A 26194-nucleotide genomic window follows, 5' to 3' on the forward strand; every position below is an offset into this window, starting at 1 on the left:
GTTTATACTAAGTTGTTTGCTACAAGGTATTCTGCAATTTGTACAGCGTTTGTTGCTGCTCCTTTCCTCAGATTGTCTGCAACGATCCAGAGGTTGAGCGTCTTGGGCTGTGACAGATCTCTTCTGATTCTTCCAACGAAAACTTCGTCTTTTCCTTCTGAGTACAGCGGCATCGGGTAGTGGTTGTTTTTTACATCATCCATTACAATGACACCCGGAGTTTCAGATAAGATTTTTCTTACTTCGTCCAGTTCAAATTCATTTTCGAATTCGATGTTTACACTTTCAGAATGTCCTCCCTGAACCGGTACTCTTACAGCGGTTGCTGTTAAGTTAAAAGTATCATCTCCTAAAATCTTCTTAGGCTCCTTCATCAGTTTGATCTCTTCTTTGGTGTAATCATCATCAGCAAATACATCACAGTGTGGCAATGCATTTTTGAAGATCTGATAAGGATATACTTTTTCAGTAGAATCGTCTCCGCTGATTTCACCGTTCAATTGGTCTACAGCTGCTTTACCTGTTCCTGTTACAGACTGATAGGTAGAAACAATTACTCTTTTTAAATCATATTTCTTGTTCAAAGGTCCAAGAACCATTACCAATTGGATGGTAGAACAATTCGGATTTGCAATGATTTTATCTTCTTTCGTTAAAACATCAGCATTGATCTCAGGAACGACTAATTTTTTATCAGGATCCATTCTCCATGCAGAAGAATTATCAATGACTGTTGTTCCTGCTTCTGCAAATAAAGGCGCGAATTCAAGAGAAGTAGAACCTCCTGCAGAGAAGATAGCAATATCCGGTTTGGCAGCTATAGCGTCCTTCATGCTTACAATAGTAAATTCCTTCTGTTTATACTTCACCTTCTTGCCTACAGATCTTTCGGATGCTACCGGGATTAATTCTGTTACAGGGAAGTTTCTCTCCTCCAAAACTTTAAGCATAACTTGTCCAACCATTCCTGTTGAACCTACTACAGCTACTTTCATTGATTAATTAAAAATTTAAGATTAAACTATTTATAAATTATAACGCATATAATTTCTTTGTCTTTTTATGCCCCGAAGACTCTTGTCCAAGGGAACGCGAATGCAAATAAACCTACTGCAATCAGTCCCATAATCACTACTCCTAAAGAAATAGTATCATTGGATTTTACTTTTTTGTTGACAATGGTCATCAAAACTGCTGCAATAAGCATAGAGAATGGGTGTTCAACATATTGAAATCTCAATGCTGCATTTTTCATTACTTCTCCCATGTTTAATCCTTTGCTGAACGTTGTGATCAACATAATGATTCCCAATAAAAACTGAACGTGGAAGAAAATCATTGTGAATAGAGTTGTTTTCTTCAAAAATTTGTTCACTTTTCCACTGAAACCAAACATGGTAGCTAAAAGTGCAATGATAAATAATGCTACCAAAAGAATTTCAAGATACCCGAAACCTTTGTGGGCATTAAGTAAAATGTTGTAAAAATCCATAATCCTATTTTTTTGTACACAAAGATAACAAAAATCCCGGCTCAAAGCCGGGATTGATATTGAGAAAATCTAATATTATGATTTTATTAGAAGTTGAATGATAATGTAGTAGATATCGTTCTTTCGAATTTTGAATGAATTTTGTTGAAGCGATGAGGCATGCATTTATTTAAGTTGATCGGTTACAATTGTCATTGAGGTATTTTCAGATTCCTTACCTTATTCAGGAAATTTAATTTTTTTCTTTTTTAAAGTAAACTATTGGTGATTTTAGCTATTTCTCACATTGAAAATTTCTTTATAAAATCAAGATGTTGTTTCTGTAACTGCAGATTTATAAGGTTTTCAAATTTTTGGATAACCTGTCCTTTTGACATTCTAATACTTTCTTATTCTGATGTAAATTTACTGTCTGTTTTGTAGGATGTTTAAGGGATTGAAGTCAGAAGAATACATATTATTCTTGTTAGAAATAATCGCATGACATTTTTATTAAGTGTACAATGATCTTTGAATTTTTATGAATTACTGAACGAGTAACGGCCAACAAAAGGATTAGACACTATTTGGTGTATTGTTAATGAAATATAATGTGTTTTATTCGGAAATAAATGTATATTTGATTTACAAAGTCTAAAATAACTATGAAAAAGAAAAAAATCATCAAATTAGAGATTAACAAAGAAGACATCCTTAATTTGTCACACGATGAATCCCAGAAAATTTTAGGTGGAGGAGGGACAGTAATTACTGTAGATCTTAGCCAGTGTCCGGGAAATGTATGTGATGAGACAGAGCGTTGCAACACAAATGAATGTACAGATGAAGATTGTACATATGGGGGTTGTACTATGAATGAAACAGATGATATGGCCTGTATCACTGATGTTACAAGAGACTGTGACAGAACTTTTGATTTCACTTGTGAAAGAACGTAATTAATACTAGTTAAGATATGAAAAAAAGAATCGTTAAACTAGAAATTAATAAAGAGGATATTCTTGACCTCTCACAGAGCGAATCTCGAAAAATTATTGGAGGAGGAGATACTTTAACGTATGATAATGGTGATACGTGTCAACAACTAACATTGCCAGATGACTGTAATCGTACAGAAGAAGGCTGTCAGGGGTATACAGAAGGGATGGATAGTTGTGATGGCGCTTGCGGAGTGAGTGACGATAGAAACTGTTATACAGGAGATGTATTTCAATGTAATGGAACTAGAACTTAAAATACGAACTAAATTTAAACTATGAAAAAGAAAAAAATCATCAAATTAGAGATTAACAAAGAAGACATTCTTAATTTATCTGAAAAAGAGGCTTATGGAATAGTAGGTGGTGGTCTGAATACTGAAGATCAATGTCCTGAATCTCAGAATGTACGCTGCACTGTTGGTTGTATTGAACCTACCTATGATTGTTGGGATAATACAGTTCAGGATACAGAAATGTGTAACTTAAGTAGTGGAGGGAATTGTGAATCCGGATGGTGTCAGGATACTGGTTTTCATGGAGATTGTGTGAGAACTTAATTAAAAACTAAGTATCATAAACATGGGAAAGAAGAAAATTATCAAACTAGAAATTAATAAGGAAGATATCCTAAACCTCTCACAAGACGAATCTCAAAAAATTATGGGAGGAGGTGGAGCCGTCATTACGGTAGACCTTAGTCAATGTCCTGGAAATGCATGTGATCAAACAGACGGTTGTAACACAAATGACTGCACAGACGAAGATTGCACCTATGGGGGCTGTACTATGAACGATACTGATGATATGGCCTGCGTTACAGATATCACAATGGATTGCTTTACACAAGACGGATCCGGAATGTGTGACGACAGAACCTAATATTTAATTATTTAAGGTTAAAATAAACGCGGATAGCTTTTTATCTTTATTGAAAAGTTATCCGTGTTTATATTTGTATAAAAGACGAATTAATTTTATGATGGAGAATTTGATAAAAGAAATAACAAATATAAAAAGTAAAATAGATCAATTATATCTGCATAAGCAATCATATCTTCCCGGAGTATTACATGAGTTAGGAGGTATTTGTCTTTTTTATTTTTATTATGGAAAAATTTTTAATGATCCTATAAGTGTAGATAAAGGAAATATATTGATTGATCATATTCTTGAAGGCATTAAAGATAGTATAAAATATAAAAATTACAGATTCAGTACTGGAGCTTCAGGTTTGGGATGGTTATTAAAATTTCTTCATAAAGAAGATTTTATTGATTTTGAAGTAGAAGATGCATTATCTGATCTGGACGAGTATATTTATCATTTTGCAATCGAAGAAATAAACAGGGACAATTATGATTTTCTACATGGAGCTATTGGAGCTTTATACTACTTTACAGAAGGAGCTAATGATACAAACGGCTATATAGAAGATATAACTTCCAAACTGTCTTCCGCTACTAAAACGACAATCTATAATAAGCCCTATTGGCCTTCGTTTAATGTAAGCGAAGGTAAAAGGTATGATGAGACAATCAATTTCGGACTTTCACATGGGCAACCAGCTATTGTATCTGTTTTATCGAAGGTTTATAAGCTGAATTCTAGCAGCGAATTGAAGAAATTATTAAGTGAAGCAACCTTTGCAATGCTGGATTTTAAATTTAATATAAGAAAAAATTCGCTTTTTCCTACGATGACATCTGCGGTTGAAGGTATAGAAAAAAATATGAGCAGGGGCGCCCGGCTGGGATGGTGTTATGGAGATTTGGGAATGGGGGTTTCGTTGTGGGATGTTGGACAGGTCATTCAAAATGAAGATTTTAAAAAGATAGCTTTAGATTGTATTAATTTTTCAGCATCGAAAAGAGATCTTAGTCTCAATAGCATTAAAGATGCTGCAGTTTGCCATGGAGCAGCAGGTGTAATGCATATTTTTAATAAGTTTTCTTATCTTAATAGAGAAACGGATTATTCTGAAGCAATAGAATATTGGAAGAATATAACTCTTGAAATGATTCATTCCGAAGAAGAAAAGTATGCAAGCGGGCATTGTGCATGGCACAATGAGCGAGGGTATTATAACGATTTTGGGTTTTTGCAAGGGCTTAGTGGTGTCGGATTATCTTTACTTTCATTAATAGATCCTGATATTAAATGGGGTGATGTGTTATTAATGTAATTCTTTTTTGATATAAACAACAATGTACGAAAGTAATTTTTACGCAATAAGGCAGCCGCTTCTGCCTTTGAAAAATCTTTTTAAATTTTATAAAATCTCTGCAACTTATGATGATAAAGAGATTCTTAAATATCTCATTAAAGAATTTTCTGAGAACTATCAATTAAATGAGGCATTATATCTGGCGTCTGATATTCTATATAATGAAACATTAAAATACTCTGAAAATCCTGAGAACTTCACAGATAAAGACAGAAAAAAACTGCTTCATTCTTTAGCCAAATATTACATAAGATCTACAAGTCGCTGTACTCCATTTGGGTTATTTGCAAATTTTAGTCAAGGTACCTATAATGAACAGAAAGAAAATAAAGAAATACTACCTTCACTACAATATTTTCCTCGCCTTGATATGGAAGTACAATATCAAATAGGAGATTATATTTCAAAACTTGAAGGTGTACAAGATTTTTTAACCTATAGAGTAAATAATAGTTTATATAAAGCAGGTGGAGCCTACAGGTATGTGGAATATAGATTAAAGAAGATGAATCTGACTCATCATCTTGTGTCTTTAGAGTCTAACGAAGTACTGGCATATATTATTAAGATCGCCCGAACAGGTATAAGTTATCCTTTGTTGGTTGAGAAATTATTAAATAAATATGATGTTTCAAAAGTAGAATTGACTAACTATATTAATGGGTTAATTCTCAACAAAGTTTTAACAAGTAATCTGGATATCAATGTCTCAGGGAAAGATTATTTTGATATTCTGTTAGAATTTCTCGAAAACCTATATGAAAATGGGATCAACGATAAAATCTCAGAAATCAGAAATGTTTTATTAAAAGTAAAAAGATTATTGCTTCAGGTTAACAGCAGTCAGTCAAACATAGACCTGTATAAACAAATCCATGGAAATATTACTACTATATTGCCCGGAATACCAGAAAAGAATTTGATACAACTTGATGTTATAGATTTAAAAGATGATCAGACTTTTAGTATAGACACAAAGAAAGAATTAAAAGGTTTAATCGGTATTGTTTCTAAATTCTCTACACCCCCTTCTCAAAATTCCTGGTTTGAGGTTTTTAAAAGAGCATTCAAAGAACGATATGAAGATAGAAAGGTTAAATTAGCAGAGGTTTTAGACGGAGAACTGGGGATTGGTTACAAAAATGCCAAAAGTACCAGGGATTATTATGATAATGGAAAAAAAAATGATAATAATAAACTGACAACTTTTGTTTTACACAAATACCACGAATATTTAAAACATAATAAAGAGCAGATCACTATTGATAAAATTGATATAAAGACCCATTTCAATGACACTGTACCAGCTGATCTCCCACATATTAATTTCTTTTTAAAAATCTATCCCCGCAAGGAGGAGGATCTCATTCACATTGCATCTCTATCAAGTTCTTTGGGAAATAATCTTATGGGACGTTTTTGTTCCTCGCATGATAATGTTTATAATAACCTAAGTACATTAGTTCATGAGCATGAAGAACTGGACAAAAATTATATTTATGCTGAGATTATTCATTTACCGCAAGCAAGAGCTGGAAATGTAATTGCAAGACCTCATTTTGGAGACTATGAAATTCCTTATCTGGCTCATTCTGTACTTCCTGAAAAGCAGAAAATTAATGTAGATGATCTTTACATTCAGGTGATAAATAATGAAATATTTTTATTTTCCGAAAAACTAAAAAAGCCTATTAAGCCTCGTTTATCCAATGCTCATAACTTCAGTAAGAGTGGTCTTCCTATCTATCATTTTTTATGCGATATGCAATATCAGGGTAATCCCTATATTAAAGTATGGGATTGGGGAATCATAGACTCTGTTGAAGAGTCTTTTCCAAGAGTGATGTACGGGAATTATGTATTGGAGCCTAAAAAGTGGATTATAAGAAATGAAAAATTTATAGGATTAAAAAAATGTAAAAACCTCAGTGATTTCAAGAATAAGTTTGAGGTTATCAGGAAAGGATTAAGTATTCATAATTTAGTTACCTTTAAGGAAGGAGATAATACAATTTGCCTGGATATATCAACTTCTTTAGGGATGGATATGTTGTGGAAAATTATTGATAAGAAAGATAAGTATATTACTTTATATGAGAGTTTATGGGAGAAGACGAATGAACATGCAAATACTGTCTATCATAAAGAAATTATAGTACCTTTTATAAATAAGGATAAAAAGTATCCCGCTAAAAGAATATCAGCAGAAAGGATGCTAAATACTAAAGATGATTATAATAGCAGGGTATTTATCCCAGGATCTCAGTGGATTTACCTTAAAATTTATATAGATTTTAAGTTCATCAATAAAATACTTCTCCAGCTTGCGGACTGTATTGAAAGTAAATTTGTTAAAAAAAGAATTGTTGAAAAATGGTTTTTTATAAGATATTCAGATCCCAAGCAGCATTTGAGATTACGCTTGTACGTAAATGATTTAGAGTTCCTTTCTGAAATAATGAAAGCTTGTAACAGTATATTGACACCGTTGGTTAGAAAAGGGTACGTATCTAGTATTGTTCAGGATACCTATGTCAGAGAGTTAGGAAGATATGGGGGTAAAAATATTATTGATTCCGAAACTCTGTTTTATTATGATTCATCATTGATATACAAAATATATAAATACAAGAATAATATAAGTTATCAGGATCTGTTTTTAGTAGGCTATTATCTGACAGAACACTATCTTAATCTTGCTGATCTCAATGATGAGGTAAGGTTACATTTTCTGGAAAAACAGTTTAATTATTATGCAAAGGAGTTCGAGTACACGAAAGATAAGATGATGAGAAATACCTTACATGAGGAGCAAAGAAGGATTAAGGATATTGTAATTACTGAAAAACTCAACGGAGATATAATAAAGCTTATTGACCAATCAAATTTGAAACAGATCATTGACCAGGTTAAACGAAATGTTGAAAATGATTATTTAAATGTTTTGTCCAGCTATATTCACATGAGTATGAATCGATTATTTACAGAAAAGCAACGCTTTAATGAATTTAAAATTTATTTTTTCTTATTAAAAAAATATCAGTCAATTAAAGCACGGAAATCTGTTGAAGTATAAATTTGTTATTTAAATCATTGTGAAAAAATTCCCCTTTTATCGCCAGCCCGACGCTAAGGATTGTGGTCCAACATGCTTGCGTATTATTAGCAAATATTATGGTAAGTTAGTTGATTTACAGCATATAAGAATGCTTTCCGAAACAACAAGAATAGGGAGCAGTTTATTAAATTTAAGTAACGCTGCGGAAAAGATTGGATTTAAAACCAATGGTGTAAAAATAAATTTTGATCTTCTTTCAAGGGCTATCCCGTTACCCTGTATTGTTCATTGGGACAAAAAACATTTTGTAGTAGTATATGAAATTAAAAAGAAATCGAAAGATTATTTGATTTATGTATCTGATCCAGCTCATGGACATGTCACCTATAAGAAAGATGAATTTATAAAACACTGGATCGGAAATAATGCCGATGAAACCTTAAAAGAGGGTATTGCTTTGGTTGTAGAAACTACTCCGGCTTTTTATAATAAAGAATGGGATGATGAAGGAAAAAAACTTAATCTAAGATTTCTTAGTCGCTATGCAATTAAATATAAATCACTAATTATTCAGTTAGCGGTAGGTCTGCTTGCAGGAAGTTTGCTTTCTCTGATCCTTCCTTTTCTTACGCAAAGCATTGTGGATGTTGGGATTCAGAATAAAGATATTAATTTTATTTATCTTGTACTAATTGCTCAGTTTATGCTGTATCTCGGAAGGATGGGAATTGATGTCGTCAGAAGCTGGATTTTACTCCATTTAAGTACGCGAATTAATATTTCATTAGTTTCAGATTTCTTTATCAAACTAATGAAATTGCCTATCAGTTTTTTCGATACCAGAATGACAGGAGATATTATGCAGAGGATTGGAGATCACTCAAGGATAGAGCAGTTACTTACTGGTTCTGCATTGAGTACATTGTTTTCCATTGTTAACTTTTTTGTTTACAGTATTATCTTGCTATTTTATGATTATAGATTGTTTCTAGTATTTTTAGTGGGAGCTACATTCTATTCAATGTGGATTCTTTTTTTCCTGAAAAAGCGAAAAGATCTGGATTATAAAAACTTCTCTCAAGTATCGCAGACTCAGAGTAAGGTTATTGAGTTGATTAATGGTATGCAGGAGATTAAAATGCAAAATGCAGAAAAGAAAAAGAGATGGGCTTGGGAATCATTACAGGTAAAAATATTTAGGCTAAGAATAGAGAGTCTTGCTTTGGATCAGTGGCAGTCTATTGGTGGTGGATTTATCAATCAGATAAAAGATATGATTATTAGTTTTCTTTCAGCAAAATTGGTCATTGACGGTAATATTACATTGGGAATGATGATGTCCATACAGTATATCATAGGACAGTTAAATGGCCCCATAGGCCAGGTTATAGGCTTTATTAAACAATTACAGGATGCCAGTATTTCATTAGAAAGACTTAATGAGATTCATGAGAAAGATGAAGAAGAAACTGCCGGATCCCAATATATTCCAGAAATATCTGGAGGAGACCTGCTTGTACATAATCTAAGTTTTAGATATACAGGATCAAATCAAAATGTTTTTGAGAACCTGAATCTGGTAATTCCCTATCAGAAAACAACGGCAATTGTTGGGGTTAGTGGGAGTGGTAAGACTACACTGATTAAATTATTATTGAAATTTTATGAGCCTACCCAAGGAGATATTAAATTGGGAAACCAGAATTTTAAAAATATTTCTCCCACAATGTGGCGAGATCATATAGGTGTAGTCATGCAGGACGGTTATATTTTCAATGACACGATTGCAGATAACATTGCTGTAGGTGATGATGATATAGATAAAGCAAGATTAAGACATGCTGTACATATTGCAAATATTAAAGAGTTTATAGAAGGTCTTCCATTAACTTATAACACTAAGATTGGTAATGAGGGGATGGGGATAAGTGGCGGGCAGAAACAGCGCTTGTTTATTGCGCGGGCTGTCTATAAATCTCCGGAATATATATTTTTTGATGAAGCGACCAGTGCTTTAGATGCAAATAATGAAAGAACGATAATTGATAATCTTGAACAATTTTTTAAAGGGCGTACAGCTGTCATTGTTGCACACCGCTTATCCACAGTGAAACATGCAGATAAAATTATTGTCCTGGATCAGGGGAAAGTTATAGAAGAAGGTACCCATATGGAATTAGTTGGTTTAAAAGGTGCTTACTATCAACTTGTTAAAAATCAATTGGAGCTAGGAAACTAGTACGCATAGTTATTTTTTAATCGTAAATTAAAAGATATTTTCCTCCCGCACTACTTCGAAATCTCTCCCTTCAATTTGTATCATTTGTGATTGAAGATAATTATAAATTTTTCTAATATTCTCATTATTGTACTCACCTTCTATACAGTCTATCCAGATTTGAATGAAAGTTTTATCCGGATAATCCTGCCATAAGTTGGTCCTTCTGTAATTAGGATTATTTAGGATCAAATCTGTTTTTATATCAATAAATAATTCATAGCTCATAAACCACGAATAGGTATGTAAAGCATTCTTCAAAAAGCTCATGTAATTATAAGTATAGAGTTTTGAAGATTCATTCTGAATCAGATAATTATAGTTAACTGAAAGCGAATACATTTTTAATATGATAGCATCTCTGTGATGTTGAGTATTCCTGAAAGGTGTATTCATAAACTTGTGAGCAATGATGATCAATTCATCGACTGTGTCATTTTTTTTGTATAATATCTTTCCGATACTAAAAAGCCTGGCTTCGAATTTCATATTACGTGCATAGTCCTGTTGCATTCTTTTCTTTACAGAGTCAATACTTTCAGCGAAGTATGAAATTTTATTTTTTATGCCTTTCAGTGTTGTTTTTTGGGTAGTATCAAATATAATTCTGATGTCGATGTCTGAATTTTCATTTTGCAATCCCAATGCATGGCTACCAGTTAAGACGATTCCAATTACATAGTCTTTGGATTTCCAATGTTCGATAAATTCGGTAAGAACTATGTCCATATTTATTTTTTATAAATATAAAAAATAAAAACCCGCCATTGGCGGGTTTTTATGTTAATATATCAAAATATTAGAATTTAAATGCAATAGATGCTGACCAGGTAATTCCAGCCCCAAAATACACTTGGTTTGAAGGATCTATACCTTTATAAAGAGTGTTTTGATAAGCATCAAATTGTTGTTGTGCAGTTGCAGATGCATTATCTTTAAAGTCAGACAGTTGTTTTGTATGAACGGAAGTTCTGGCATCAGAAATATAATATCTGTCAAACAAGTTATATACATTAACTCCAAAAACAAAACTTTGCTTTTGATCTTTTAATTTTAAAGTATATGATGTACCTACATCGAAAAGACTAAAGCTAGGATACTTTAATGCACCCTTTTTTGCAGCATCAGTTACTTCTCCATTTGGTCCTACTAAATAATCCTGATTAAAGCTTACACCTCCGTAGTATCTGTCAGCATAAGTCCATGTACCATACACCGAAAGATTTTTTACAGGATTTACCGTTACTCCAACAGAAGCTGTTGTTTGAGCTGCATCTGAAACTTTTACTTTATCTAATGCAAAAGTTCTTCTATTGCTTTGTCCGGCCGCTAACTGTACAGGTTGGTCATTTTCATCAAAAATCTCACCCGTTGCATTACCTTTATATTTCCAGTCACCAATAGATAGCATACCATTAAGAGTAATGTAATTAGTGATTTTATAAGCACCTTCAAATTCCACTCCCATATGAACCTCTTGTATGCCATCCATATTAGCATAAGGACGGGACACAGGCTTTCCGTTAACATCGGTTAAGTTAGGAAGGTTTGTAAATCTTTGAAATCTGTCTTTCCACGAAGTATAATAAAGATTCACATTCATAGTAAGTTTGGAGCTTCTATAACCATATCCTAGTTCTCCACTCATCACCTTCTCATTGGTTAGATTAGGGTTAAGATTTTGGTTATTACTAGGATAGACTCCATAGTTGTTAGGTTGTCTTTCGTAGTAACCAATATTACCGAAAATATTGTGATTCTGGTCAATATTGTAGTTTACTCCCCCTTTTGCATTATATCCGAAAAGATATTTGAAACCTGTTTTAGTATTTTGGATTTGTCCGTTTTTAACTGTTACACCATCAACAATCCAGTTATCAATTCTTTGGAAACCTTGTTCTGATGCTGATCCCTGAACATAAGCAGAGAATTTCTCAGTTGAATACTCTAACTGTCCAAAGAAGCCTCCCCACAATACTTCTCCATCAAAGTTTCTATATGCATATTGGGTATCACCTTTAGTAGCTTTTGCGAATGGATTAGCAGAAGGAACAGCATTGAAAGAATCTCTTACAATATATCCCCCTGGGTAATTTAGATTTCCTTTTTCCTGGTAACCTGAAGCCCCTAAGAAATCAGTTACATATCCCGGGTGGTATCCATAATAATATCTTCCATCAAAACCAACTGAGAAATTCCAGTTATCATTGATTTTGTGCTGGAAATTAGTCAAGACCCCATACCAGTTATGTGAGTTTACACTAGCTCTTCTGGTAAGTCCATTATTAGATGTATTAATCCCAATTTCTCCATTAGTAGCAGTTTTATTTGCGCCAAAATCAGGAACAGATCCACCTTGATTCCATTTTACGATATCATCCCATCGAATAATTCCATTAGCATCTCTTAATGGGGAATTGTCTGCGTAATTTGTATTTTTACCATTGATTGAACCAAGCATTCCAGTTCCACCACCTCTACCCCAAGAACCATACAATACTGTAGATAACTTAGATTTTGAGTTCATATTCCAGTCCCAGTTTAGCATGGCAACAGGTTTACTATACCAGTTCCTGTTTGTTGAAAACTCTTGTCCATTAAGATATCCCCAATTTGGGTTGTATCTTCTATTAGGGTTTCCGTCTTTACCATATTTTAGAAAGGCTGATATAGGAGACTGAAAGTTTTGCTCATGCCATTGTGGAGCTCCGGTAAAAGTAAACTGAAGTTCATGAGTTTCATTAGGTTTGTAACCTAAAGCGAAATAATAATTATAAGCTTCTCCCTTACCTCCGTCAATATAACCGTTAGTAGAGGTTCTACTCATTAAAAATGATGTAGACCAGCCATTCTGGTTTTTACCAGTATTATAAGAAAATAAAGTTTTTAAAAACCCATTATTACCTACCCCAAGAGTTACGTTACCACCTTGTTTTGCATCAGCGGCTTTTGTAAGCATATTAATAGTTCCTCCTACAGAAGCAATTGCCAATTTAGATGCCCCAAGCCCTCTTTGCATCTGCATAAATGTAGTTACATCGCTTAGCCCTTGCCAGTTAGACCAATATACTGTACCTCCTTCCATATCGTTAACAGGCATACCGTTAACCATTACAGCCGTATTTTTAGTATCAAATCCTCTAATTCTTAGTGATCCATCACCAAGACCTCCACCACCTCTTGTTACATATACAGAAGGAGTAGTTTTTAAAATCTCTGGAAATTCCTGGTTACCTAGTCTTTCTACAATCTGTGCAGATTTAATAGTAGAAACAGCAACAGGTGTCTTTCTATCTTTAGCGATATCCGTAACACCTCTTAAGATTACCTCGTCAATATCTTTGGACTTTTGTACTGTGTCCTGAACTTGTTGAGCGTAATAAACACTAGCTGTAGATAATGTAATAACCGCAGTTAGTATCGATTTGTTGATTAATTTCATAATCGTTAGTAATAATTAGATTTAATTTTCTGCAAAATTCGCAAAATAAAATTTAACTATTATTAACTCAATGTTAATTTTTAATAAGTCTTAATAATGTTAACCTGTTAAAAATCAATATTATGGCTAAAAATTGAATTTTAGTATGAAAAAAGTCATGTTATTGAATTTTTAACAAAGTGGTGGTGTTTTTGTTAAAAATTCAACGCTATTTCACTGCTTTGAGACTCAGATCTATATTCTCAGCAGAGTGCGTAAGGGCTCCTACAGAGATATAGGTAACGCCTGTGGATGCAATTTCTTTCAGCATATCGCGGGTAATTCCTCCTGAAGCTTCAGATTCACAAGAACCATTGATCATTTTTACAGCCTCCTTCATCGTTTTTACATCCATATTATCAAGCATGATTCTGTCGACCTTTGCATTGATGGCTTCCTGAACTTCTTCAAGGTTTCTGGTTTCAACCTCTATCTTTAACTTTTTCTTATTTTTTTTAACGTAATCTTTTGCCATTGCCACGGCATTGGTTATGCTTCCGTTGTAATCAATATGATTGTCCTTTAGCATAATCATATCATAAAGACCATATCTGTGATTGGTTCCGCCGCCAATAGCAACCGCCCATTTTTCACACATTCTGAAGTTAGGAGTTGTTTTTCTTGTATCTAAAAGTTTAGTTTTTGTACCTACTAATCTGGAATCCCATTCATGGGTTAAGGTGGCAATACCACTCATTCTCTGCATACAGTTAAGAACAAATCTTTCCGTAGAAAGGATGGATCTTGCACTACCTGTAACAGTAAGGGCAATGTCTCCGAATTTGCAGGGAGTTCCATCTTTAATGAAAACTTCCACTTTCAGATTTTTGTCAAAAGTCTTGAAAATGATTTCTGCCAATTCAACACCTGCAAGAATACAGTCCTGTTTCACCAAAAGCTTAGCACTTTGTACAAGATCCTGTGGAATAGTAGATAGGGTAGAGTGATCCCCATCCTGAATATCTTCCTCAAGTGCGTTTTTTATAAATGTCTTTAATGCTTTATCTGTTACGTATGCTGGTCTTTTCATTGTGTGATTTCTTTTTAAACCAAATCTTTATTATAAAATGCTCCCTTGTTCTCTGTCATTTCCATGGATTGGGTAATGATGAGATGGGCAACAGTTGTTAGGTTTCTTAATTCCGATAATTGCGGCGAAAGAATAGAGTAGTGGTAGATTTCATCTACAGCGGCTGCAATCTCCTGATATTTTTGCAATGCCATATTCAGACGTTTGTTGCTTCTTACAATACCTACCAGGTCGCTCATCATTTCCTGAAGTTGTTTTCTAAGATAACTGACGATGACCATTTCATCCATGATTTTCATTCCCTCTTCATTCCATTCCGGAACGGCTTTCAGATCATCAAAGTTGAAACTGTTTTCATTCAGAAGTTCTACTGTTTTCATAGCAGCATTGTGTCCGAAAACCAAGCCTTCAAGCAATGAATTGGAAGCAAGTCTGTTGGCGCCGTGAAGTCCGGAGTTGGTGCATTCTCCTACAGCAAAAAGATTTCTGATGGAAGACTGTCCGTCTCGGTCTACTTCGATCCCGCCCATTAGATAGTGGCAGGCTGGTACAACAGGAATCAGTTGAGTGAAAGGGTCAATTCCTTCGTTTTTACATTTTTTATAAATATTAGGGAAATGTTCTAAGAACTTTTCATGGTTCATTTCTTTGCAGTCTAAACCGACAAATTCGTCTCCGGTAATTTTCATTTCGGCGTCGATGGCTCTTGCAACGATATCTCTTGAGGCTAATTCTTCACGTTCATCATATTTATGCATGAATTTTTCACCCCTTTTGGTTCTTAATTTTGCTCCATCTCCACGAACTGCTTCTGAAATTAAAAACAACATTCCATCCATTTTGCTGTACAAAGCTGTCGGGTGGAACTGGTAATACTGCATATTGGAAACCTTTCCTTTAGCACGGGCTACAAAGGCAATTCCGTCTCCTGTAGCAATCGTAGGATTGGTGGTGTTTTTATAAACATGTCCGGCACCTCCTGTGGCAACCAGTGTTATTTTAGAAGTGATTTTTTTGATGGTTTTGGAATTTTCATCCAGAATATAGGCGCCATAGCAATGGATGTCTCCTTCATTGAGCTCTTTTCCGGGAACATGGTGCTGTGTAATAATATCAATAACGTAATGATGATCAAGAATTTCAATATTCGGGCTGCTATTGGCTGTTTCCAGCAAAGCTCTTTCAATTTCAAAACCTGTGATATCTTTATGATGGACGATTCTGTTTTCAGTGTGGCCTCCTTCTCTGCCTAAAGCAAACTTACCATTCTTCATATCGAACTGGGCGCCCCATTCTACAATTTCATTGAATCTCGCTGGAGCTTCTCTTACCACCATTTCTACAACATCGCGTTTGTTTTCTCCGTCGCCGGCACGCATGGTATCGTCAATATGTTTTTGAAAATTGTCATTCTGAAAATCAGTAACAACAGCGAGACCACCTTGTGCATATTTGGTGTTGCTTTCGCCTTCATCAGATTTGGTTACAATAATGATTTTGGCATCAGGGTGCTGCTCAGAAACTTTAATGGCATAGGAAAGTCCGGAAATGCCGGAACCGATTACTAATACATCCGCTTTTATCATATGCTGGCTTTAGGTACAATCGTTTAAAATATTAAATAAATTTAAACAATTTTTCGTTTGGTTTTCTTACTTTTTTCATGTGCTGGAAGTGATCTTCTTCAGAACGGTAACCTAAAGCGAGGGTAACAGTTACTTTTTCTGTTTCAGGATCTATATTCAGAATTTCTTCAATGAGATACTGACGGAAGCCTTCCATGGGGCAGGAGTCTATGTTTTCAATAGCAGCAGCATACATAAGATTGGCCAATACTATATAAGACTGTTTTTCTGCCCAGTTGAAAATTTCATCATGTGTTTTCTGGTTAATATGCTGATTTATGCTATTTCTGAAAGGGTCCAGCGTTTCCATAGGAGTATCTCTTACTTCAGAAATATGATTAAAATAACCTCGGATATAGTTCTCTTCTATAATTTTTTTTGAAATAATAACGATAAGATGAGAACAAGTGGAAATCTGAGAAGGATTATAAAAAGCAGGAATTAATTTCTGTCTCATCTCCTCGCTTTCAACAACCACAATTTTATAGGGCTGAAGTCCCAGCGAACTGGCAGACAGCTTTCCTGACTCAAGAATGTTGTGAAGAGTTTCCTGAGGAATAATCTGATGATTGAATTTTTTTACAGAATATCTTCTGCTTAAAGCTTCCAAATAATTCATAGGACAAATTTAAGAATTGAATATGAATAAAGAGTCTTTAAAATGAAATATCTCCTCCCTGTTCTTACAAAAAAATCACCCCGACTGGCGGGGTGATTCTTTTGATGTGATGGAAAGTGTAATTATTCTCTGTTTTTTACAACAATCCAACCTGAGAATTTTATCGGAGTACTGTTTTTATTATTTTCATTCCATGAAACAGAATACCAATAGTTTCCTGTAGGGACTTTTTTATGTCCATTGGTAGTTCCTGCCCATTTATAGCCATTGGTTTTATCTGCCTGGAACATCTTATAACCATATCTGTCGAAGATGGCTATTTCCAGATTTTGTTTGTTGGCCAGTGCAGAGTAATCAACAAAATCATTGATTCCGTCATCGTTAGGTGTAATGATGTTGATAAGATTAGGGACTGTGATATTGACTTCAACAGGTACACAGTTATAGCCATCTCTTACATATACTTTAGCTTCTCCTCTTGCAATATTGGTAAATACATTGGAGTCCTGCCAGTTGATATTATCCATTGAATACTGGTAAGGAGGAGTTCCGCCATTGGCATATACTGTTACTGTACTTCCCGAAATGTCAACAGTAGTGATAACCGGATTGTCTGAGGGATATACTGTTACTTTTTGTGTCACAATACAATCTCCGGTTTTAAGTTTTACCCAGTAAGTTCCTACTCCTACATTTTTGATAGACTGTGTGGTAGCTCCTGTGCTCCATTCGTAGCTTTTGAAACCTGCTCCGGCATCTAATGTTGTAGTGTTTTCAATACAGATGGTCTTGTCAAGTAAAGTTCTTGAATAAACAGGAGGTATTACTGTTAATGTAACTTTAGCGATGGAATAGCATCCGTTTCCATTAAAAACTTTAATATAAACAACACCATTAGGAGCGATGTATGCTGTCGGAGTTGCGATTGCATTAGTTCCACTGATAGCATCTGTCAGGGATGGATAGTATTCTTTCGTAAGTCCACCCTGGGAAACTACAGCTCCTGTAAGATTAAAAGAGGCCGTAGATGGGTTAGTTTCAATGAAGCAGGATTTTATTTCAACGTCATTAACAACTACGACAGGGTAAATATTCAGTGTGATTTTAGAAGTACTTACGCAACCCTGAGGTGTGGTTACTTTTACATATATTGTTGCTGCTGCAGAAGCATAGGCAGAAGGATTTGTTATTTGATTCGTACCGTTATTCAGATCGTATAAGGTAGGGTAGAATTCTTTGGTTACTCCGGCAACAGTTGTTACAGCAGCCGTATTGAGGTCAAACGTTGCTGTTCCGGCATTGTTGTTATTACATCCGCTAAGACTGGCATCCGTTGCTGCAAATGGAGTAGGATTAAGCTGAATAACACCGTCGCCATTATCACAAAGAGTAGATGTAGGATCTTTCACAACCACTTTAATAGTTGTATTTCCAGAATATTGGAAACTTGTGGGATTGGCAATAGGAGTAGAGCTCCCCAATACATAATAAGTGAAAATATAATTCCCCGGATTATTTACAAATTGAGAATTATAAGAAGTAAGGTCTACTGTACCATTTCCGGTAGCTGGATTTGTACAAACGAACGGACTTATGGTATTACTTAAAATAGGAACTTTATCTACATACACCTTAACATCTTTAATAGAATGTCTTGCACTGGCACCACCGGTTGCGGCAGAGAAACCAAAATACCCTTGTGACATTCCCACAGCTCCTCCGGAAGGAGCAAAAGACTGATCTACGATAAGGACACCGTTGATTCTTACTTTGATGATCCAGTTTGTCGGGTTGGTAAGGTCTGTTTCACCATTTACTTCCACATGTCTGTAGGTGTCTCCTACAAACGGCTGAGTAGCGATAAGATCCGGCGAATGGAATGTGCTTCCAGGAGTGGTGTTGAATTCAATGTTGTTACCTGCTGTATTATTTGTACCGTAAAGAATGTGAACTTTACTCATCTGGCCTTCGGTAGTATTGTTGAAGATATCAAAACCAACCATAAGCCCGGAAGCATTAGCTGGAATACCCAATCCTCCTCCTGATACAAATCCTGTTGGTGGGTTGGCCAGATACCAGAAGGTGAAGCCGTCTCCTTTTCCAAACTGTGTGGTTCCGTTTCCGTCAATTCTGAAATCGAATTCCACTTTCCACTTATCACAATAGCTTAGAGTGATAGGAGTGGATAATTTTACAGCCCCGTATCTGCTGGTCTGATCGGTTGTCAGTCTTACAAAGTCTCCGCTTACTATAGCATCAGAGACAAGATCCCAGCCCGTCGTATTTACAGGGTTTCCGGTAAGTTGATAGGTTTGTGAAAGAAACCTTCCCGGCAAGCATAATAAGATAGTTAGTAAAAAAATGAGTATATTTTTTTTCATAGTGGATGGATTATGATGTTATTGTTTTTTATCTTTAAATTATAGTGAGACAGTAATATCTGGTCTCAATCTCTTCTTGAGCAAATCCTTTTTTTTAATACAGAAACTACCCCAAATGAGGTAGTTTCCGATAGTAAATTATTCTCTGTTTTTAACTAATACCCAGCCTGAGTATTTCGTTTCAGTATTGTCTTTATTATTTTCGTTCCATGAAATGGTGTACCAGTAAGTCCCTGTAAGTACTTTTTTACCGGAAGCAGTTCCATCCCAGGTAAAGTTTCTCATTTTTCCGGCTTCATATAGTTTGTTGCCATATCTGTCATACACAATGAATATCAGATTTTTCTTGTAAGCCAGTGCTGAATAATCAATGAAATCATTTACGTTGTCGCCGTTTGGAGTGATAGCGTTAACTAGATTAGGAACGGTAATCTGAACTTCAACAGGTGTACAGTTATAAAAATCTTTTACATACACTCTTACTTCTCCTCTTGCTAATCCTGTGAATATATTACCCGGCTGCCAATTGACTCCGTCCAGAGAGTATTGATATGGAGGAGTTCCTCCCGCTACATTGACAGTAATGGTGTTGTTGTCAATATCAATGCTGGAGATGACAGGATTTGCAGATGCTTTTACATTAACAATCTGTGTAGTGATACAGTTTCCGGTTTTCAGTTTTACCCAATAAGTGCCAACACCTACATCTTTAATAGATGAGGTTGTTGCTCCTGTACTCCATTCGTAACCATCAAATCCAGATCCTGCATCCAAATCTGTTTTTTCTCCAATACAAATGGTTTTGTCTTTTAAAACAGAAGATGTTACAGGAGGTAATACAATAAGGTTGATCTTAGCAATATTAAAGCATCCGTTGGCGTCTGTTACCTTTGCATATACTGCAGTACTTATGGATAAATACTGAAGCGGATTCATAATTTCATTGATGCCGTCCAAAGCATTTGCGATGGATGTGTAGTACTTTTTGGCAGCGCCTGCTCCTAAAGTTGTAACATCTGCAGTTGTCAAATTAAAAATGGCACTCGTAATATTATTTTCAATGAAACATGATCTCAGGGTGGCTTCTTTTACAGGAGTGTCAGGATAGAATGCCAATGTAATTTTTGCTGAACCTGTACATCCCAGAGGAGTGGTTACTTTTACATAAACGACTCCGGGAGCAGATATATAATTGTCAGGATTTTGAATCTCATTCGTATCTGCATTGAGGTCTGCTAAAGTTTTATAATATTTTTTTGTAACACCTAAAACATTGGTTACAGCTGCTGTATTCAGGTTGAAGGCTGCTGTTCCGGCTTTGTTATTATTACATACTGTAATCGTCTTATCTTCCGCTTTGAAAGGGGCAAGGTCGAGTAAAATTTTACCATCCGGGTTGTCACAGAGCAATCCTGCATTATCTTTAATAACAACTGTAACTGTTGTATTGGCATTGAACTGATAATTGGCTGGAGTAGCAATAGGTGTAGAACTTCCAAATGGAAAATAGGTAAATGTATAATTGGAAGGGTTGTTGACAAATTGCGAATTGAAAGAAGTCAGGTTTACAGACCCGTATCCTGTTGTAGGATTAGGACAGAATGACTGTGTTGCTGAATTCTGTAAAATTGGAACTTTATCCGTATAAATTTTTACATTTTTAATGGAATGTCTTGATCTTGCACCTCCTGTAGAAGCTGAAAAACCAAAATATCCTACAGTCATTGCAGCAGCAGCACCTGAAGGCGCAAAAGACTGATTGCAAATTACATTCCCATCTATTGTTATTTTTATAATCCAGCTGGTAGGAGCTGCAGGATCTACCTGTGCCGTTACTTCCACATGTTTGAAAGTTGTTCCCTGGAAAGGTTGTGTAGTATTCAGATCCGGGGAGTGGAAAGAACTTCCGGGAACATTAAAAAATTCGACATTATTGTTGTCAGTGGTGTTTTGAACCAGCCCATAGCCAACGTGTACCTTACTCATGGTAGCCGTTGTGGTATTGTTGTAAGTGTCAAGTCCTACCACAAGACCAACTGCATTTTGAGATACTCCAAGGCCTGAGCCTAATACGCTGGCTACCGGAGGATTGGCAAGATACCAGAAGGCAATTCCATCCCCGTTAGAGGTTTGGTTGGAGTCCATTCTGAAATCAAATTCCACTCTCCATTTGTCACAATATTTTAAATTGATTGGGTCATTCAGCCTGATAGAGCCGGACTGGTTGTTGGTATCCGGGGTAAGCTGAATAAAATCTGTGTTTACCTGAGTGGGAGAAACCATTGTCCATCCGGTAGTGTTCACTGGGTTTCCAATAAGCTGATACGTCTGAGCAAAGGACTTCCCAGCTATACAGAGTAAAAAAACAGATAAATACAATAATAGATTTTTATTCATTTATAATGGGACTTAGATTAATATGTAAAGATATTAAATCCCAATTAAATAATGTGTATTTAATGTTAATTTCGCTTAAATTTTAATAATATTTTAAAAAAATACTGCTAATTATGATATAATGCTGAATATTATAGTAGGTAATACGTATTTGCATTAATTAAATTAAAATAAAGAATTGTTATCCAAACTCTCAAAATACGTATCAATTTCAAGATTCGGAGAACTGGCTGCTGCTACCGCTAATTTATCGCAAAGTTCGTTTTCAAAGTGTCCTGCATGTCCCTTTACCCAATGCATTTTAGGGGTGTGTTTGTTGTAAAGTTCAACAAATTTTTTCCAGAGATCAGGGTTCTTTACATTTTTCCAACCCCTTTTTATCCATCCGGCAATCCAGTTTTGGTTGATCGCATCAGATACGTATTTGCTGTCTGTGTACACGTGGATTTCATTTTCTGTGGATTTCAGTTTTTCCAACGCAGTAATGACAGCCAGAAGCTCCATTCTGTTGTTGGTGGTTTTACGAAAACCTTTTGAAAATGTTTTCTGATAGTTTTTTTCAGGAACGCGCATGAGAATTCCATATCCGCCTTTCCCGGGATTTCCGCTGCACGCTCCGTCCGTATAAATTTCGATTCTCAAATCTGCTTTTTAAAAATTGATGTATTGACTGTACAATGAAACTGAATGGATCTGAACTTTAGTCTTCGCCTAAAAAGGGAAGTCATCATCATCATCAAAATCATTCATTGAAGATCCTGAAAGTTTTGAACTGTCCGGAAGGTCAAATGCTGCTCCTGGCTGAATCGTTGTTTTGATCTTGTCAAATCCACTTGGCTCTCCGAAGTTGGAAGGATATCCTCCTCCGGCCCCACCATCAAGCGCAGCTTCGATATCACCGAATTTTGCAAAATGTTTTAAGAATGATAATCTGACATCTGCCGTAGCACCATTTCTGTGTTTTGCAATAATCAGTTCGGCCTGGTTTTCTGTAGAGGTTTCCTGTCCTTCCTCATCATTATCCCAAACTGTAATTTTATAATACTCCGGTCTGAAGATGAAAGATACAATATCTGCATCCTGCTCGATTGCTCCGGATTCCCTCAGGTCTGAAAGCTGAGGTCTTTTTCCCGGACGGGCTTCTACACTTCTCGAAAGCTGCGAAAGAGCAATCACCGGTACGTTAAGTTCTTTTGCAATTGCTTTTAATGAACGTGAAATCATGGAAATCTCCTGTTCACGGTTTCCAACTCCTTTTCCGCTGCTGCTACCTGCTGTCATCAGCTGAAGGTAGTCGACCATGATCAGTCTTACTCCATGCTGCATCACCAATCTTCGGCATTTTGCACGGAAGTCGAATATGGAAAGGGAAGGGGTTTCATCGATATATAAAGGAGCATTCTCCAGTTCAGATACATTGGAGAATAGTCTTTGCCATTCTTCGTCATCCAGGGTTCCTTTTCTTAGTTTCTCTGACGAGATTCTTGTTTCAGAAGCAATCATTCTGGTGATAAGCTGTACGGAGGCCATCTCGAGTGAGAAAAGAGCCATAGGGATTTTGTGTCCTACCGCAATATTTCTTGCCATCGAAAGAAGAAATGCTGTTTTACCCATCGCCGGACGGGCTGCAATAATGATAAGGTCAGAATTCTGCCATCCACCGGTTTCCTTATCCACATCTCTGAATCCTGAAGGAACTCCGGAAAGCCCTTGTTTGTCTTTTAGAGATTTAATGGTATCAATGGCTTGTTTTACCAATGAGTTGGCAGTATCAAATCCTTTCTTAATGGTTCCGTTGGTGATCTCAAAGAAAGATTGTTCCGCTTTATCCAGAAGTTCAAAAACATCTGTTGATTCCTTGTAGGAAGAATCAATAACATTGGCAGAAACGTTAATAAGGCTTCTTAAAATATACTTTTCAAGAATAACACGTACATGATATTCGATATGGGCAGAAGAACTTACTCCCATGGTAAGATCAATAATGTAATGATCACCACCTGCCTGACTCAGTTTATCTTCTTTTTTTAAATCCTGAATGATTGTCATTAGGTCTACCGGGTGGTTACCTTCATACAATTTTAGGATAGTAGAAAAGATGACCTGATGTCTGGGATCATAAAATACCTCTGGAGTAAGAAGGTCAATGGAATGGTCAAGTCCTTTTTTGTCAATCAAAAAAGTTCCGATAACCAGTCTTTCAAAATCTACTGCATTGGGAGGCATTTTTCCATCCGCAATAGACAATTCTCTTGCAAAGTTTCCGTGTGTCAGGGATGATAATGTTTCTTTCTGCGCCATGGTGCAAAGATAGTTTATTTAAAAAATAATAAAAAAATAGTATTCAACAAATTATTAGCAGTCTTTCGTAAAATGCTGTAAACAGGAGGTTGCTCTTGTTGATAAAAAAAATCACCTCAGTCTGAGGTGATTTTTTTTTAAAGGTGAAGTAAAAACTTACTCTTTATTTTTTACCAGTACCCATCCGGAATATTTGGTTTCGGTACTGTTTTTATTGTTTTCATTCCATGAGATCGTATACCAGTAAGTTCCGGTTGGAATTTTCTTACCAAAGGCAGTTCCGTCCCAAGTGAAGTTGTTGAACTTCTTAGCTTCGTGAAGTTTGTTTCCATATCTGTCATATACAATGAAGATCAGGTTTTTCTTGTAAGCTAATGCTGAGTAATCAATAACATCATTTACGTTATCTCCGTTCGGGGTAATCGCGTTGATAAGATTTGGAACTGTTATGGTTACCTGGATAGGGGTACAGTTGTAAGTATCTTTTACATAAATTGTATTCTCTCCTCTTGGAAGTCCTGTAAATACGTTGGAATCCTGCCAGTTAACGCCATCTACAGAATATTTGTAAGGAGGAACTCCTCCTGTGGCTGTTACTGTGATATTGTTATTGGTAATTTCTATTCCTGAAACCACTGGTTGAAGGCTCGCATGTACACGTACTTCCTGAAGCGTGAAACATTTTCCGGTCTGAAGTTTAACCCAATAAACACCAACTCCTACGTTGCTGATGGATTGTGTAGTTTCACCTGTGCTCCATTCGTAGCTTACAAATCCAGGTCCCGCATCCAAAGTAGTTTTGGCTTCAGCACAAATTGTTTTATCTTTTAACACCGCTGATTTTACAGGAGGTAATACAATCAGTTGTATTTTAGCAATTGAATAACACTGTTTGTCATTATCTACTCTTGCATATACTGTCTTGCTTTCTGAAAGATAATTAAATGCTGCTGATATAGGATTGGTCTGTGCTTTTGCATCAGCTACTGTAGTATAATACTTAATAATAGTTCCTGTAGGTGTTGGAACAGGTACACCGATATCTGCCTTGGAAAGATCAAATATTGAACGTGTAACGTCATTATCGATATAGCAATTCTGAAGTACAGCATCTTTCAATACCACCGCTGGATAGAATAATAGTCTGATTGTAGTGGTTGCAATACATCCAAAAGAAGAAACTACTTTTACATATACAGTTGATTCAGCAGAAACGTAGTTGGCAGGATCTGTAATTTCATTGATTTCTGCATTCATATCTGCAACTGTAGCATAATACTTAATAGTTGCACCCGTGCCTCCAAATACATTGGCAGTTGTTAAATTATATTTTGCAGTACCAGCTCCATTATTATTACAAGAGTATAATGTGGCTGTATTGGCTGTGATTCCCACATTGACAAACTTGAATTTCCCTGTTATGAAACATCCGTTGATAGGATTGTCCGGATTGCTTGGATCCTGGTATACAACTCTGTAATAATATGTTGTTGTTCCATCTACAGTAGTTACTGTAAGAGGATTCTGTCCTGTAAGGGCATCGTTGGTTGTTTTGTGATAAGTAACCTTGAAGTTAGGGCTGTTTCCGTTAACAATAGCTGCCGAAAGTGTTGTGAAATCAAACTGGGTAGGCAATGCACAAACCATTACCTGATTGGGATCATTAGGAGTGGCTCCCGGAATACCCGGCGCGATAAATGGGTTAGGAGAAAGAACAGGATCATTAAATGCCGAACTTAAACTGGCAGTACCTGACCATTCTAAAGAGAAACCATTAACGGATCTACTGAAGTTGTCAATAACCAGGTAATAAGTTTGGCCTACCAATACATCCATATAAGGACTCCATTTCCCATTGTTCATGCTGGATGTAACACCGGGAGGATTGGTAGGGAATACTGCAGGTGGAGCAAGAGTCAGATCCAGACCCGTATCTCCTGGAGTACCACTATAGTTACATCTTATAGGCTGTATGAAGACGTGGTCAGCATTCTGTAATGAAGCACAGCCATTTGCTGTAGGTCCATAAACTGCAAAATCGTAATCATCACCCTGATCGTTAGGTTTTATTTTAAATGCCAGCGTTCCTGGTGTGGATACAGTGAAGGTATACCAAACTGTATATCTTTCATTGGTGCTGAGACATCCTCCGTTTTGATTAAGAATTTCTATAATATTCCCCGGGCCTGAAGGGGTATAAGAAATGTCAGAATTACCACAGATGGGAATTGCTGTGACACAGTCTGACTGTGAATAGGCCATTTGCGCTATCAATAAAATAAAAAGAAGTAATATTTTTTTCATTGTTAAAACTTTTTTTGTTAAACA

Annotated in this window: 19 protein-coding genes; 7 read left to right on the plus strand and 12 right to left on the minus strand. The window is 35.8% G+C overall.

All coding sequences use genetic code 11. From position 1 onward, the window contains the following. Window positions 1-2 precede the first annotated feature (2 nt). Together FB551_RS17395 and FB551_RS17400 are read right to left on the minus strand one after the other, a co-directional pair. Window positions 3-995, minus strand: coding sequence for an aspartate-semialdehyde dehydrogenase (locus FB551_RS17395; RefSeq protein WP_047427247.1), 993 nt, complete (start codon window positions 993-995; stop codon window positions 3-5). A 65-nt stretch (window positions 996-1060) separates the two neighbouring features. Further along, window positions 1061-1492 (minus strand): hypothetical protein, encoded by a 432-nt coding sequence (locus FB551_RS17400; protein ID WP_047427250.1) that lies wholly within the window; start codon window positions 1490-1492, stop codon window positions 1061-1063. 644 nt (window positions 1493-2136) lie between these two features. On the opposite strand from FB551_RS17400, the gene FB551_RS17405 reads away from it, so the two are divergent. The 7 genes from FB551_RS17405 (at window position 2137) to FB551_RS17435 (ending at window position 9993) form a co-directional block, all read left to right on the plus strand. Continuing rightward, complete coding sequence (locus tag FB551_RS17405; RefSeq protein ID WP_047427254.1) at window positions 2137-2430, plus strand: class I lanthipeptide; 294 nt, start codon at window positions 2137-2139, stop codon at window positions 2428-2430. 17 nt (window positions 2431-2447) lie between these two features. After that, window positions 2448-2726, plus strand: a complete 279-nt coding sequence (locus tag FB551_RS17410) for a class I lanthipeptide (RefSeq protein WP_047427257.1) — start codon at window positions 2448-2450, stop codon at window positions 2724-2726. Window positions 2727-2747: 21 nt separating this feature from the next. Continuing rightward, the gene (locus FB551_RS17415) at window positions 2748-3029 is read left to right on the plus strand and encodes a class I lanthipeptide (protein WP_047427261.1); all 282 of its coding nucleotides are present in this window, start codon (window positions 2748-2750) and stop codon (window positions 3027-3029) included. Window positions 3030-3051: 22 nt separating this feature from the next. Next, window positions 3052-3351 (plus strand): class I lanthipeptide, encoded by a 300-nt coding sequence (locus FB551_RS17420; RefSeq protein WP_047427264.1) that lies wholly within the window; start codon window positions 3052-3054, stop codon window positions 3349-3351. Between the two features lie 97 nt (window positions 3352-3448). Then, window positions 3449-4654 carry a lanthionine synthetase LanC family protein gene (locus tag FB551_RS17425; protein WP_142018394.1) on the plus strand — a complete coding sequence of 402 codons (1206 nt, stop codon included), beginning with the start codon at window positions 3449-3451 and terminating at the stop codon, window positions 4652-4654. 22 nt (window positions 4655-4676) lie between these two features. Next, window positions 4677-7772 (plus strand): lantibiotic dehydratase, encoded by a 3096-nt coding sequence (locus FB551_RS17430; RefSeq protein WP_142018395.1) that lies wholly within the window; start codon window positions 4677-4679, stop codon window positions 7770-7772. 19 nt (window positions 7773-7791) lie between these two features. Beyond that, window positions 7792-9993: a peptidase domain-containing ABC transporter gene (locus FB551_RS17435; protein WP_142018396.1), complete on the plus strand. Its 2202-nt coding sequence runs from the start codon at window positions 7792-7794 to the stop codon at window positions 9991-9993. Between the two features lie 27 nt (window positions 9994-10020). On the opposite strand, the gene FB551_RS17440 is transcribed toward FB551_RS17435, so the two are convergent. From FB551_RS17440 to FB551_RS17485, 10 genes are all read right to left on the minus strand, one after another. Beyond that, on the minus strand, window positions 10021-10761 hold the full coding sequence (locus tag FB551_RS17440) for a nucleotidyltransferase domain-containing protein (RefSeq protein ID WP_047427276.1): 741 nt from the start codon (window positions 10759-10761) through the stop codon (window positions 10021-10023). Between the two features lie 70 nt (window positions 10762-10831). Continuing rightward, the gene (locus FB551_RS17445) at window positions 10832-13474 is read right to left on the minus strand and encodes a TonB-dependent receptor (protein ID WP_142018397.1); all 2643 of its coding nucleotides are present in this window, start codon (window positions 13472-13474) and stop codon (window positions 10832-10834) included. A gap of 208 nt (window positions 13475-13682) precedes the next feature. Continuing rightward, window positions 13683-14543: a carboxylating nicotinate-nucleotide diphosphorylase gene (nadC, locus tag FB551_RS17450; protein WP_142018398.1), complete on the minus strand. Its 861-nt coding sequence runs from the start codon at window positions 14541-14543 to the stop codon at window positions 13683-13685. Window positions 14544-14557: 14 nt separating this feature from the next. Further along, on the minus strand, window positions 14558-16129 hold the full coding sequence (gene nadB / locus FB551_RS17455; RefSeq protein ID WP_142018399.1) for an L-aspartate oxidase: 1572 nt from the start codon (window positions 16127-16129) through the stop codon (window positions 14558-14560). Window positions 16130-16160: 31 nt separating this feature from the next. Beyond that, window positions 16161-16787, minus strand: coding sequence for an NAD(P)H-dependent oxidoreductase (locus FB551_RS17460; protein WP_142018400.1), 627 nt, complete (start codon window positions 16785-16787; stop codon window positions 16161-16163). Between the two features lie 122 nt (window positions 16788-16909). Further along, on the minus strand, window positions 16910-19168 hold the full coding sequence (locus FB551_RS17465; protein WP_142018401.1) for a T9SS type B sorting domain-containing protein: 2259 nt from the start codon (window positions 19166-19168) through the stop codon (window positions 16910-16912). A 138-nt stretch (window positions 19169-19306) separates the two neighbouring features. Then, entirely contained in the window at window positions 19307-21565 is a 2259-nt protein-coding gene (locus FB551_RS17470; RefSeq protein WP_142018402.1) for a T9SS type B sorting domain-containing protein, read from the minus strand. Between the two features lie 165 nt (window positions 21566-21730). Continuing rightward, window positions 21731-22207 (minus strand): ribonuclease HI, encoded by a 477-nt coding sequence (rnhA, locus tag FB551_RS17475; protein WP_047427291.1) that lies wholly within the window; start codon window positions 22205-22207, stop codon window positions 21731-21733. 69 nt (window positions 22208-22276) lie between these two features. Then, a complete protein-coding gene (gene dnaB / locus FB551_RS17480; protein WP_047427293.1) occupies window positions 22277-23866 on the minus strand; it encodes a replicative DNA helicase in 1590 nt (529 codons plus the stop codon). 156 nt (window positions 23867-24022) lie between these two features. Further along, window positions 24023-26170 carry a T9SS type B sorting domain-containing protein gene (locus FB551_RS17485; RefSeq protein ID WP_142018403.1) on the minus strand — a complete coding sequence of 716 codons (2148 nt, stop codon included), beginning with the start codon at window positions 26168-26170 and terminating at the stop codon, window positions 24023-24025. Window positions 26171-26194 lie beyond the last annotated feature (24 nt).

Origin of the sequence: Chryseobacterium aquifrigidense (assembly GCF_006716485.1) — a bacterium.
GTDB classification, from domain to species: Bacteria; Bacteroidota; Bacteroidia; order Flavobacteriales; family Weeksellaceae; genus Chryseobacterium; species Chryseobacterium vietnamense.

Excerpts from the sequence above, each read along its gene's own strand:
- FB551_RS17395 (WP_047427247.1), bottom strand. The coding sequence starts at position 995 with ATGAAAGTAGCTGTAGTAGGTTCAACAGGAATGGTTGGACAAGTTATG.
- FB551_RS17400 (WP_047427250.1), bottom strand. The coding sequence starts at position 1,492 with ATGGATTTTTACAACATTTTACTTAATGCCCACAAAGGTTTCGGGTAT.
- FB551_RS17405 (WP_047427254.1), top strand. The coding sequence starts at position 2,137 with ATGAAAAAGAAAAAAATCATCAAATTAGAGATTAACAAAGAAGACATC.
- FB551_RS17410 (WP_047427257.1), top strand. The coding sequence starts at position 2,448 with ATGAAAAAAAGAATCGTTAAACTAGAAATTAATAAAGAGGATATTCTT.
- FB551_RS17415 (WP_047427261.1), top strand. The coding sequence starts at position 2,748 with ATGAAAAAGAAAAAAATCATCAAATTAGAGATTAACAAAGAAGACATT.
- FB551_RS17420 (WP_047427264.1), top strand. The coding sequence starts at position 3,052 with ATGGGAAAGAAGAAAATTATCAAACTAGAAATTAATAAGGAAGATATC.
- FB551_RS17425 (WP_142018394.1), top strand. The coding sequence starts at position 3,449 with ATGATGGAGAATTTGATAAAAGAAATAACAAATATAAAAAGTAAAATA.
- FB551_RS17430 (WP_142018395.1), top strand. The coding sequence starts at position 4,677 with ATGTACGAAAGTAATTTTTACGCAATAAGGCAGCCGCTTCTGCCTTTG.
- FB551_RS17440 (WP_047427276.1), bottom strand. The coding sequence starts at position 10,761 with ATGGACATAGTTCTTACCGAATTTATCGAACATTGGAAATCCAAAGAC.
- FB551_RS17445 (WP_142018397.1), bottom strand. The coding sequence starts at position 13,474 with ATGAAATTAATCAACAAATCGATACTAACTGCGGTTATTACATTATCT.
- nadC (WP_142018398.1), bottom strand. The coding sequence starts at position 14,543 with ATGAAAAGACCAGCATACGTAACAGATAAAGCATTAAAGACATTTATA.
- nadB (WP_142018399.1), bottom strand. The coding sequence starts at position 16,129 with ATGATAAAAGCGGATGTATTAGTAATCGGTTCCGGCATTTCCGGACTT.
- FB551_RS17460 (WP_142018400.1), bottom strand. The coding sequence starts at position 16,787 with ATGAATTATTTGGAAGCTTTAAGCAGAAGATATTCTGTAAAAAAATTC.
- FB551_RS17465 (WP_142018401.1), bottom strand. The coding sequence starts at position 19,168 with ATGAAAAAAAATATACTCATTTTTTTACTAACTATCTTATTATGCTTG.
- FB551_RS17470 (WP_142018402.1), bottom strand. The coding sequence starts at position 21,565 with ATGAATAAAAATCTATTATTGTATTTATCTGTTTTTTTACTCTGTATA.
- dnaB (WP_047427293.1), bottom strand. The coding sequence starts at position 23,866 with ATGGCGCAGAAAGAAACATTATCATCCCTGACACACGGAAACTTTGCA.
- FB551_RS17485 (WP_142018403.1), bottom strand. The coding sequence starts at position 26,170 with ATGAAAAAAATATTACTTCTTTTTATTTTATTGATAGCGCAAATGGCC.